Raw genomic sequence first — 10,374 nt, forward strand, 5'->3', positions numbered from 1 at the left:
AGCGACACACAGCGCGGTAGGCGTCACCACTCCAGCGCCTGCTTGACGAAGGGAATGGTGAGCTTGCGCTTGGCGGAGAGCGAGGCGCGATCCAGGCGCGCCAGAATCTCGGAGAGCTGGTCGAGCTGGCGCGGGCCGCGATGCAGGATATAGCGCGCGACCTCGTCGGGCAGCTGCATGCCGCGGACTCGGGCGCGCAGTTGCAGCGCGCCCAGTCGCTGGGCATCGTCCAGCGGCTGGACGTGAAAGACCATGCCCCAGGTCATGCGCGAGGCCAGGTCCGGCAATTTGATATCGAGCTGACGCGGTGAGCGATCGGCGGCGATCACCAGCCGCTTGCCGGCGTCACGCAGGCGGTTGAAGCCGTGGAACAGCGCCTCCTCCCAGCGCTTGCGCCCGACCACCAGCTGCAGGTCGTCGATCGCCAGCAGATCGAGCCGCTCGGGCTCTTCGAGGATATCCGGCGGGAAGTGCCCCAGCGCGTCCAGCGGCAGGTAGAGCGCGCGCTGGCCACCGGCGTCGGCGGCATGGCAGGCCGCCTGCAGCAGATGGCTGCAGCCTACCCCGCTGCCTCCCCAGAGGTAGAGAAAAGGCTCGCCGGCGCTCTCCCGCTGTGACGCCAGGTGAGCCACCAGCGGCGCGTTGTCGCCGGGGAAATAGTTGGCAAAGGTGGCGTCGTCGCGTAGACCAACGCCCAGCGGCAGCTGTGCAGGTCCCGGGCGCATCAGCTCTCCTGCTCCCCGTCCCAGCCTTCCGCCGGCGCCTCGACCCGCGCCCGATCATAGAGGCGACTGTGGCGATAGCGATGGTAGGCGAAACGCAGCAGCACCATGATCACCGCGGCCATCGGCAGTGCCAGCAGGATGCCGGTGAAGCCGAACAGCTGTCCGCCGGCGAGCACGGCGAAGATCACCGCCACCGGATGCAGGCCGATCTTGTCGCCCAGCAGCAGCGGCTGCAGCAGCGTGCTCTCGGCCACCTGGCCGATACCGAACACCACCAGCACGCCCACCAGCGGCAGCCACTCACCGAACTGGAAGAACGCCACCACCCCGGCGGTGAGCACCCCGACGATCACGCCGAGATAGGGCACGATGCTCGCCAGCCCTGCCATCAGGCCGATCAGCAGTCCGAACTTGAGCCCCACCACACTCAGACCGACGGCGTAGATCACGCCCAGACTCAGCATCACCAGAAGCTGGCCGCGCAGGAAAGCGGAGAGCACCTCGTCGCACTCCACCGCCAGCGCCGTGACCCGAGGTTCCACATGCCGCGGCAGCAGCTCGCGCACGTAGCCCTTGAGCCGATCCCAGTCGAGCAACAGATAGAAGGTGACCACCGGAATCAGCGCCAGGTTGCCGATCCAGATCGCGAACGCCAGCCCCGAGCGCGAGGCCTGGGCGAGAAAGGCCGCGGCGTAAGTACCGGTCTCGCGCCAGTTGCTCATCAAGGCGTTGCGCAGCTGATCGAAGTCGGCACTGAAATCGACGCCGGTGAGCTCGCGCACTTCCGGCAGCACCGTCGTCTGCACCCAGTTGAGCACCTCGGGCAGCGCTGCGAGCAGCTGCCCCAGCTGACGCCCCAGCATCGGCAGCAGCACCAGCAGGCTGCCGACCATCACCAGCGCCAGCAGCAGAAACACCAGACTCACCGAGAGCCGTCGCGACAGCCCCCGTGCCTCCAGCCAGTCGGTCACCGGATCGCCCAGATAAGCCAGGATCAGGCTGACGAAGAACGGCATCAGGATCGGCTCGAGCAGCACCAGCAGCCAGACGGCCAGCGCGGTACCGATCAACCCGCCTATCTGTAGTTTACTCATCGCGCTCTCGCCATTCCCTGACTGCCCGCTAGGATGTAGGCAATGCTACAATGCGCCCCGCTGAACATCACCCCCATTCATTGGCGGGACGCTGAGTCACCCGCAGCGTCTCCCCGGCTCCGCGAGAAAGGTCCCCTATGACGCGCTCCTCTCCCGATTCTTCGAACGCGCCCCGTTCGTCCAGCTCCCCCTCCCTGACCTACCGGGACGCGGGTGTCGACATCGATGCCGGCAACGCGCTGGTCGAGCGGATCAAGGGCGTGGCCAAGCGTACCTCGCGGCCGGAAGTGATGGGCGGCCTGGGCGGCTTCGGTGCGCTGTGCCAGCTGCCGAGCGGCTACCGCGAGCCGGTGCTGGTCTCCGGCACCGACGGGGTCGGCACCAAGCTGCGCTTGGCGATGGACCTGGGCAAGCATGACACCATCGGGATCGACCTGGTCGCCATGTGCGTCAACGATCTGGTGGTCGCCGGCGCGGAGCCACTGCTGTTCCTCGACTACTACGCCACCGGCAAGCTGGATGTCGATATCGCCGCCGACGTGGTGACCGGTATCGGTGAGGGCTGCAGCCAGGCCGGCTGCGCCCTGGTGGGGGGCGAGACCGCCGAGATGCCGGGCATGTACGAAGGCAGCGACTACGACCTGGCCGGGTTCTGTGTCGGCGTAGTGGAGAAATCCGAGATTCTCGACGGCAGCCGGGTCGCTGCCGGCGACGTGCTGCTGGGCCTGGCCTCCTCCGGGCCGCACTCCAACGGCTACTCGCTGATCCGCAAGATTCTCGAAGTGGGCGGCGGCCAGCTCGATGCCACCCTCGAGGGCCAGCCGCTCGCCGACCTGCTGATGGCGCCGACCCGCATCTACGTCAAGCCGCTGCTCTCGCTGATTCGCGACAGCGACGTGGCCGTGCACGCGCTTTCGCACATCACCGGTGGCGGCCTGCTCGAGAACGTGCCACGGGTACTGCCGGACGACCTCGCCGCGCGGGTCGACGTCACCACCTGGCAGCGCCCGGCCGTGTTCGACTGGCTGCAGCAGCAGGGCAACGTGGCCGAGCACGAAATGTACCGGGTGCTCAACTGCGGTATCGGCATGGTGGTAGTGGTGCCGGCGGACCAGGCCGACGCCGCCATCGCCCACCTGCAACAGGCCGGCGAGCAGGTCCATCGTCTGGGTGAGATCGTCACCCGCGGCGAGGGTGACGACGCCGTGCAGCTGGAGAACCTGCCGGCATGAGCGCAGAGCACCCTTCCCCCCATCAGGACACGTTGAACGACTTCGAGGCCGCGGCCGCCGAGAAGCCCCGCGTGGTCGTGCTGATCTCCGGCAACGGCAGCAATCTGCAGGCGCTGCTCGATGCCCAGACGCATGACGAGCTGGGCGGCGAGATCGTGGCGGTGGTCTCCAACAAGGCCGACGCCTACGGCCTCAAGCGGGCCAAGGATGCCGGTGTCGATGCTGTGGCGCTGCCGCACCGGGAGTACGACTCCCGCGAGGCCTTCGACGCCGCGCTGATCAAGGTGATCGATCGCCACGACCCCGATCTGGTGGTGCTGGCCGGCTTCATGCGCATTCTCACGCCGATGTTCGTCGATCACTACCGCGGGCGGATGCTCAATATCCACCCGTCGCTGCTGCCCGCCTATCAGGGCCTGAACACGCACCAGCGCGCACTGGACGATGGCGTCGCCGAACATGGTGTCAGCGTGCACTTTGTCACCGAAGAGCTCGATGGCGGACCGGTGGTGATCCAGGCCGCGGTCAAGGTCGAACCCGGACAGGATCTCGACGCCCTGATCGACAAGGTCCATGCCCGCGAGCATCTGATCTACCCCATCGCCGTGCGCTGGTTCCTCGAAGGCCGAATCAAACTCGGCGCCGAGGGCACGGTAACGCTGGACAACATGCCGCTGCCGCCGAACGGCCTGCGCATGTCCCATGAGGATGCCGCCGAGGAGCTCGACGAGGATCTGGAGTGAGCGCTTAGGCATCCGCCCCAGTCGCCCGATCTCCGCGATAGCTGCCCGAGTTCACGCCGGGAGCCCGAGATCGGGCACCCGGCACTGAACCGAACGGCGGCAGCTGCGCGCCCAGGAACACATTCGAAGCACGCTTGGCGATTTTCAAGGCATCTGAAACTTTCGACCTGAACACCCCTCACGAACACGACGAATAACCCCCTTTTTTGTCGTCTTTAGATGAATTTGCCACACCCTTCCCCTGCCATAGACTACGAATCTATCAGGCAAGGATGTGTGACATGCTGCTTCGCTCTGCCCGCTGGCTGACTCTCGGTCTTCTCGCGCTCTGCTTGAGCCCTGCGCTCTGGGCCGAGGATTCGCTGCTTGGCCCCCTCGACAACACCACCAGCGACGGCGAGCGCCAGGTACGCGGCGTGTTGCGCGCCCACAATCATGCGGTGATCAGCAGCGAGTTGGCTGGGCGTATCGTCGAGATGCCCTACAGCGATGGCCAGAGCTTCGCCAAGGGCGATCTGCTCGCACGCTTCGACTGCAGCGCCTACCAGGCTCAGCTCAATGCCGCCCAGGCCGCCGCCCGCGCCACCCGTGAAGAACTGAATCACAACAAGCAGCTTGCTGCCCTCAACTCGGTCGGACGCTTCGAAGTGGCCCTGGCCGAAGCCCGTCAGGCCCAGGCCCAGGCAGAGACCCAGGTGTATCAGGTGCAGGTCAAGCGCTGCAGCGTCACCGCGCCCTTCGCCGGCAATGTAGTGCGGCGTCGCGCGCAGCCCCACGAGAGCGTCGCCAGCGGCACACCGCTGCTGGAGGTGGTGGATAACAGCACGCTGGAGATCTACCTGCTGGTGCCTTCCAGTTGGCTCAGCCGCCTGCAACCGGGGCAGACCTTCGACTTCATCCCCGACGAGACCGGCCACCCCCTCGTGGCCAAGATCAAACGCCTCGGCGCGCGTATCGACGAGGGCAGCCAGACCCTGTTGCTGATCGGCAGCCTGCCCGAGAATGCCAAGGGCCTGCTGGCCGGCATGAGCGGCACGGCACGGTTCCAGGCGTCGCCGTGAGCGTGTCTCCAGCCACACCCGAGCGCGTCTTCGCGCAGTTCCTCGGCCTCGAACGCCAAGCGCGAAAAGCCGCAAGCACCGAACAGCTGGCTTTCGCCATGGTCAATGACGGCCAGGCGCTGTTCGGCTTTCGTCACGCCGCTCTGCTGATCGCCGGCAAGGTGCGGGCGCTGACCGGCGTCAGCGTGGTGGAGCCGCACGCTCCCTTCGTCGCCTTCGTCGAGCGTGCGGTCGGGGCCCTGCACAAGCAAAATCGACTGGACGAGAGCCATAACGTCGACCCCGCTCAGCTAGGCGAGCAGATACGTCTCGACATGAACGCTCTCTCCGCCCCGCACGCCTACTGGCTGCCACTGAAGAATCGCAGCGGCGACATCTTCGGCGGCCTGTGGCTGGCCCGTGACCGGCCTTTCGACGACGCCGAGCACGCCCTGCTGGCCCAGCTGGCAGACACCTATGCCCACGCTTGGCTGGCGCTGCAACCGCGTAAGTCCTGGCGCCTGCGTTGGCCGCGCAAGAAGCTGCTGGCCGTGGCGGCGGCACTCTGCCTGCTGCTGCTGATCCCGGTACGCCAGTCGGTGCTGGCCCCCGCCGAGGTGGTACCGCTGGGCGGTCGCGTGGTGGCCGCGCCACTCGATGGCGTGATCGCCGAGTTCCTGGTCAAACCCAACCAGCGCGTTGCGGCTGGCGACCTGCTGGTGCGCTTCGAGGCCACCAGCCTCAAGGCCCAGGCCGATGTCGCCGAACGCGCACTGGACGTGGCCGAAGCCGAACTCAAGGCCAACAGCCAGCGCGCTTTCGTCGATGCCGAGTCCAGCGCCCGCCTGGATCTGCTGGCCGCACGCGTCGAGCAGAAACGCGCCGAGCGCGACTATGCCCAGCAGCTGCTGGCACGCAGCGAGGTACGCGCCGAACGCGAGGGGATCGCCGTGTTCGCCGACGCCGAGCGCCTGACCGGCAAACCGATCCAGACCGGCGAGCGGCTGATGCAGATTGCCGACCCGAACCGGGCCGAACTGCGCATCGAGCTGCCGGTGGGGGATGCCATCGCCCTGCAGCCCGGCGCCGAGGTGGCGCTGTTCCTCGACAGCGACCCGCTACACCGTCATACGGCGCGGCTGGAGCGCGCCGCCTATGAGGCACAGAGCACCGCTGCCGGGCAGCTGGCCTATCGTCTCGATGCCGCCTTCATCGCAGCATCGCCACGTGTCGGCCTGCGCGGCACCGCCAAGCTGTTTGGTGACCGCGCGCCGCTGGCCTACTACCTGCTGCGCCGGCCTTTGGCCGCCGCACGCCAGAGCCTGGGTCTGTGATGCTGCCCGCGCTGCGCCCCGATCTGCAGCTCTCGCCGGCCGCTTCCGGCCTCGATGGCGCGCCGCAGTGGACCCTGGCCGACCCGCTACGCGGGCGCTACTTCAAGCTCGGCGCCGCTGCCGTGCGCCTGCTGCGCCACTGGGCGCTGGGCGAGCCACAGCGCGTGCTGGCGGCAGCCAACGCTGAGCCCGGCCTGCCCCTTGGTACAGACGAGTTGACCGAGATGCTGAGCTTTCTCAGCCAGCACGATCTGGTCGCCGCCCTGGATGACAAGCAGCGTGCCAGCTATGCCATGAAAGCCGCCGCCCAACGCCAGAGCCCGTGGAAGCGGGTGCTGCACCAGTACCTGTTCTTCCGCATACCGCTGTGGCGCCCGGACCCCTTTCTCAATCGTGCCTGGCCGGTGCTGGAACGCCACGGCCCCTGGCTGCTGCGCTGGGGGCTGCCGCTGGTGTTCGCCCTGGGCCTGTTCCTGGTGATCCGCGACTGGCAGCGCTTTCTCACCACCTTCCCGCACCTGTTCAGCCTCGGCGGCGCCCTGGCCTTCGGCGTGGCGCTGACCTTCGCCAAGCTCTGCCATGAGTTCGGTCATGCCTTCATGGCCAAACGCGCGGGCTGTCGAGTGCAGAGCATGGGGCTGGCCTTCATGGTCATGCTGCCCATGTTCTATACCGATGTCAGCGATGCCTGGCGGGTGCGTGAGCGTCGTTCGCGCCTGCTGATCGGCGCCGGCGGCGTGCTCGCTGAGCTGCTGCTGGCGGTGCTGGCGCTGCTGGCCTGGTCACTACTGCCCGATGGCCCACTGCGTACCTCGGCCTTCATGCTGGCCAGCGCCACCTGGATCACCACCCTGGTGATCAACCTCAACCCCTTCATGCGCTTCGATGGTTATTTCTTGATCAGCGATCTGTGGGGTGTGGACAACCTGCAGCAGCGCGCCTTCGCCCTGTGCCGCTGGCGCCTGCGTGAAGCGCTGTTCGGCTATGGCGAATCGGCGCCCGAGCCCTGGACGCCGGCCATGCGCAAACGCCTGTTGATCTGGGGCTATGGCGCGTGGATCTGGCGCGCAATCCTGTTCCTCGGCATCGCGTTAGCGGTCTATCACCTATTCTTCAAGGTGCTCGGCATCTTTCTGATGCTGGTGGAACTGCTCTGGTTCATCGGCCTGCCGATCTGGCGTGAACTGAGGCAGTGGTGGCAACGCCGCGAGCAGGCCGACCCACGCAAGACGCTGCTCACCGGCCTGGGGCTGGGCGCAATACTGCTGGTGCTGGTCGTGCCCTGGCGCAGCTCGGTGGAGATACCCGCCCTGCTCGAAGCCTCCCGCACCCACGCCCTGCACGCCCCGGTGGCCGCACGCCTGAAGGCCTTGCACGTACAGGATGGGCAGCCTGTCGCGGCCGGCGACCTGATCATGGAACTGGCGTCACCCGATCTGGATTCGCGTCAAGCCATCGGCCGCCGCGAGATAGAGATTCTGCAGCTCCAGCTGCGCCGTCTGTCGGCTCGCAGCGAAACGGCAGCCGATGCCGGCGTTCTCGAACAGCGCCTGGCCGAGGCCGTGGCCGAATACCGTGGCCTCGCCGCGCAACGTGAGCGCCTGCAACTGAGGGCACCCCAGGCCGGCGTGGTGCGCGATCTGCAACGCGACCTGAGCGTGGGCCGCTGGCTGCATCCTGCCGAGTCGCTGGCACGTATCGTCGAACCCGGGCTGCGCCTGCGCGGCTACCTGGCAGAAGAGAATCTCTGGCGGGTCGAGGCCGGCAACAGCGGGCGTTTCATCGCCGATGACCCGATGCGCTCTGCCATGCCGGTACGCCTGGACGACGTGGATGCCACCGGCGTCGCCTACCTGGAACAGGAAGCACTCAGCTCGGACCACGGCGGCCCCATCGCCGTGCGCCGCGACGCCCAGCACCACGCCGAGCCCATACAGGCACAGTATGGAGTCCGCCTGTCGCTGCTCGGTGAATCCACCCACCCCGATCATCCCCTGCGAGGCATGGTGCTGCTCGAGGGTGAGCGTCAGTCCCTGCTGGGCGCTGCCTGGCGGCGGATCGCGGCGCTCGGTGTGCGGGAAAGCGGTTTCTGAAGCGGGATCAGCGCGATCGCTGTGGCTCACAACGCATCTGTAGCTGGACATCGTCCTGCCCACCGGATTGCACGTAAAACCCCAAGCGCAAGTACAGGCGCAGCGCGGGATTATGCCGCATCACCGCCAGCTCCAGCGCCTTGCCCTGCAGATCGGCATAGTCGATCAGCTCCTTCAGCAGTCGCTCGCCCAGACCCTGCCTGCGGTAGCGCGCTTCCAGGCCGATATCCAGCAAGCGAATGGATATCGCCCCCTCGTGCCAGGTGAGCGACCCGACAGGCTGAGCGTCGATCAGTACGACCTCCGTGCGAGCATCCGGATAATGATTGGCAAAAACTCGGCGCTGTAGTTGCCACTGCTGCTCTAGTAATTCAGGACAGGTGGCCTGCAAGTCCGGCAATAACCCGCGCAACTGAGCGAAGAGTTGACGTAACCACGGGCCATCGGTCTCATTGGCAACGCGGCGCTGCAGGTTCGCGATAGCCTTTATCTCGGCCATGGGCTGATATACTTTATTGTCATGGCTAAAGCCTCCATCCCACTATGTAATACATAAAAAGAGTGACTGCATGCTCATCGACACCCAAGGCCTGACAGCCGAAGCGTTCAATGCGGAAATCGGCCAGGTGTTCACAGCAGAAACCGTGCCCTACCCGGTGCAACTGACACTTCACAAACTGGTGGAGGGCACGGGTACGAACGGTGGTCACCGCCAACCTTTCGCGCTGATATTCACCAGCCCCATGAACGTCATGCTGCTGGAGGCCCAGTACCGCCTCAAGAGCGCGAGCGGTCTTGAATACCTGCTCTACCTGAGCCCGATCGTCTCCCCGGGGGACGGCCTGCGCCACTATCAGGCCCAGTTCAACTAGGCCTGATAGTGGCGAGCGATCACGACCTAGGGGGATAGATCCCCTCGATACAGATGCACTGCGTCAACGTCAATACCGGCTGCAGGATGTCCACGGACTGGTTCTGACCACTGACAGCCAGTTGCGCACCCACTTGCAGTTGCGCAGGCAGCCCTACCGTGCCTGACGCCGGCGCGTAGATCTGCACCGTTGCCGGATCACGGCCAGAAGCACCCACGCTCTGCCCAAGCGTGGCGTTCGCCGAGGCCTGGCTAGCATCGGCTGGCGTCGCTGTTGCCTGCCAGGTAACGTCCGCATGGGCAGTCCCGGCGTGCTCGTGCACAGGCAGGTTATAATATTGCAGCGTGGTTCTCTCCGTCCCGCCCATAGCACCCTCCCGATATTGACCGCCTCCCATGGCCACTCTGCCGTTGAGATTGGGCAAACCAAAGGTGGTGCGGCCATCCCCGCCATAGATCGTGCCCAACAGCGAATACAGCGCCGAGTACTGGGCAATCGACAAGAGCTGTCCGTTACAGATCATCCAGCCGCGCGGCGCGAAGTTGCCGGCAAAGGGGGCGATAACCCCCATATAGCTGTCGATATCCATTGCAATACTCCTCGAGCCATCAGTCGCGTGGGGGAAACATCCCTTGCAGGCAGATGATGTAGTTGATGACGGTGAAGGGCTGGAGGATGTAGAACGGCTGACTGCCACCCGCGTTACCCACGGTCACGGAGGCCGTCGTGCTAAGAGGTAGGCTGACCGAACCAGGCGTCGGCGCGTAGATCTTCACATCGACGGACTCTCGACCCAAGGCGCCAGTGGCACTGGCCAATACGGTGTCAGCTGTCGGCGTGGCCGTGGTGGCAGCCGCGCTACTGGCCGGCAAGGAGGCGCTGGCCGAAACCGTGGCGGCATGGTTGTGAGCGGGCATCTGCAGTTGTGTCAGGGTCACGGTTTCCTGCCCGCCCCCTTGCCCCAATTGATAAGTCGAAGTGCCTGGCGACTGCCCCTCCCCGATGGGCACACGGCCTTGCAGGTTGGGCAGGGCGAAGTTGCTCTGACCGTTCCCCCCATAGATCGTGCCAATGACGGCGAAGAGCGCCTGATACTGATTGATGGGCAGCAACTGCCCCTGGCAAAAGGCCCAGTTGCGCGGCGCGAAGGGGGGTGCCCAACCACTGATCGCACCAATGTAGGACTGATCGCTCATGACTATTCCCTTGATTTTTTAGCCACATGGCCACGGAGTCATCCA

At 65.8% G+C, this 10,374-nt stretch carries 11 protein-coding genes; 6 read left to right on the forward strand and 5 right to left on the reverse strand.

Annotated elements, in window-relative coordinates:
• Nucleotides 1-23: 23 nt before the first annotated feature.
• Both hda and DOM67_RS13485 read right to left on the reverse strand, forming a co-directional pair.
• On the reverse strand, nt 24-725 hold the full coding sequence (hda, locus tag DOM67_RS13480) for a DnaA regulatory inactivator Hda (protein ID WP_110676763.1): 702 nt from the start codon (nt 723-725) through the stop codon (nt 24-26).
• A complete protein-coding gene (locus DOM67_RS13485) occupies nt 725-1,819 on the reverse strand; it encodes an AI-2E family transporter (protein WP_110676765.1) in 1,095 nt (364 codons plus the stop codon). The genes hda and DOM67_RS13485 overlap by 1 nt, the downstream gene beginning before the upstream one ends.
• A gap of 137 nt (nt 1,820-1,956) precedes the next feature.
• Between DOM67_RS13485 and purM the strand changes: the two genes are divergently transcribed.
• The 5 genes from purM to DOM67_RS13510 all read left to right on the forward strand — a co-directional run bounded on the left by purM (nt 1,957) and on the right by DOM67_RS13510 (nt 8,261).
• Entirely contained in the window at nt 1,957-3,051 is a 1,095-nt protein-coding gene (gene purM / locus DOM67_RS13490) for a phosphoribosylformylglycinamidine cyclo-ligase (RefSeq protein ID WP_110676767.1), read from the forward strand.
• On the forward strand, nt 3,048-3,794 hold the full coding sequence (gene purN, locus DOM67_RS13495; RefSeq protein ID WP_110676769.1) for a phosphoribosylglycinamide formyltransferase: 747 nt from the start codon (nt 3,048-3,050) through the stop codon (nt 3,792-3,794). The genes purM and purN overlap by 4 nt, the downstream gene beginning before the upstream one ends.
• Before the next feature lie 281 nt (nt 3,795-4,075).
• Nucleotides 4,076-4,855, forward strand: a complete 780-nt coding sequence (locus DOM67_RS13500; protein ID WP_110676770.1) for an efflux RND transporter periplasmic adaptor subunit — start codon at nt 4,076-4,078, stop codon at nt 4,853-4,855.
• Complete coding sequence (locus DOM67_RS13505; protein ID WP_110676772.1) at nt 4,852-6,168, forward strand: HlyD family efflux transporter periplasmic adaptor subunit; 1,317 nt, start codon at nt 4,852-4,854, stop codon at nt 6,166-6,168. Before DOM67_RS13500 ends, DOM67_RS13505 begins: the two co-directional genes overlap by 4 nt.
• On the forward strand, nt 6,168-8,261 hold the full coding sequence (locus DOM67_RS13510; RefSeq protein WP_110676774.1) for an efflux RND transporter periplasmic adaptor subunit: 2,094 nt from the start codon (nt 6,168-6,170) through the stop codon (nt 8,259-8,261). The genes DOM67_RS13505 and DOM67_RS13510 overlap by 1 nt, the downstream gene beginning before the upstream one ends.
• A gap of 7 nt (nt 8,262-8,268) precedes the next feature.
• Here the strand turns inward: DOM67_RS13510 and DOM67_RS13515 are convergent, their stop codons facing one another.
• On the reverse strand, nt 8,269-8,760 hold the full coding sequence (locus tag DOM67_RS13515) for a GNAT family N-acetyltransferase (protein ID WP_110676776.1): 492 nt from the start codon (nt 8,758-8,760) through the stop codon (nt 8,269-8,271).
• Between the two features lie 70 nt (nt 8,761-8,830).
• Between DOM67_RS13515 and DOM67_RS13520 the strand changes: the two genes are divergently transcribed.
• On the forward strand, nt 8,831-9,133 hold the full coding sequence (locus tag DOM67_RS13520) for a hypothetical protein (protein ID WP_110676778.1): 303 nt from the start codon (nt 8,831-8,833) through the stop codon (nt 9,131-9,133).
• 19 nt (nt 9,134-9,152) lie between these two features.
• Here the strand turns inward: DOM67_RS13520 and DOM67_RS13525 are convergent, their stop codons facing one another.
• Nucleotides 9,153-9,722: a tail fiber protein gene (locus DOM67_RS13525; protein WP_110676779.1), complete on the reverse strand. Its 570-nt coding sequence runs from the start codon at nt 9,720-9,722 to the stop codon at nt 9,153-9,155.
• A gap of 19 nt (nt 9,723-9,741) precedes the next feature.
• Complete coding sequence (locus DOM67_RS13530) at nt 9,742-10,329, reverse strand: tail fiber protein (protein ID WP_110676781.1); 588 nt, start codon at nt 10,327-10,329, stop codon at nt 9,742-9,744.
• Nucleotides 10,330-10,374 lie beyond the last annotated feature (45 nt).

Origin of the sequence: Salinicola sp. RZ23, assembly GCF_003206675.1 — a bacterium.
GTDB classification, from domain to species: domain Bacteria; phylum Pseudomonadota; class Gammaproteobacteria; order Pseudomonadales; family Halomonadaceae; genus Salinicola; species Salinicola endophyticus.

Coding starts and splice junctions, on each gene's coding strand:
- DOM67_RS13510 (WP_110676774.1), top strand. CDS start 6,168: ATGCTGCCCGCGCTGCGCCCCGATCTGCAGCTCTCGCCGGCCGCTTCC.
- hda (WP_110676763.1), bottom strand. CDS start 725: ATGCGCCCGGGACCTGCACAGCTGCCGCTGGGCGTTGGTCTACGCGAC.
- DOM67_RS13515 (WP_110676776.1), bottom strand. CDS start 8,760: ATGGCCGAGATAAAGGCTATCGCGAACCTGCAGCGCCGCGTTGCCAAT.
- purN (WP_110676769.1), top strand. CDS start 3,048: ATGAGCGCAGAGCACCCTTCCCCCCATCAGGACACGTTGAACGACTTC.
- DOM67_RS13525 (WP_110676779.1), bottom strand. CDS start 9,722: ATGGATATCGACAGCTATATGGGGGTTATCGCCCCCTTTGCCGGCAAC.
- DOM67_RS13520 (WP_110676778.1), top strand. CDS start 8,831: ATGCTCATCGACACCCAAGGCCTGACAGCCGAAGCGTTCAATGCGGAA.
- DOM67_RS13530 (WP_110676781.1), bottom strand. CDS start 10,329: ATGAGCGATCAGTCCTACATTGGTGCGATCAGTGGTTGGGCACCCCCC.
- DOM67_RS13500 (WP_110676770.1), top strand. CDS start 4,076: ATGCTGCTTCGCTCTGCCCGCTGGCTGACTCTCGGTCTTCTCGCGCTC.
- DOM67_RS13485 (WP_110676765.1), bottom strand. CDS start 1,819: ATGAGTAAACTACAGATAGGCGGGTTGATCGGTACCGCGCTGGCCGTC.
- purM (WP_110676767.1), top strand. CDS start 1,957: ATGACGCGCTCCTCTCCCGATTCTTCGAACGCGCCCCGTTCGTCCAGC.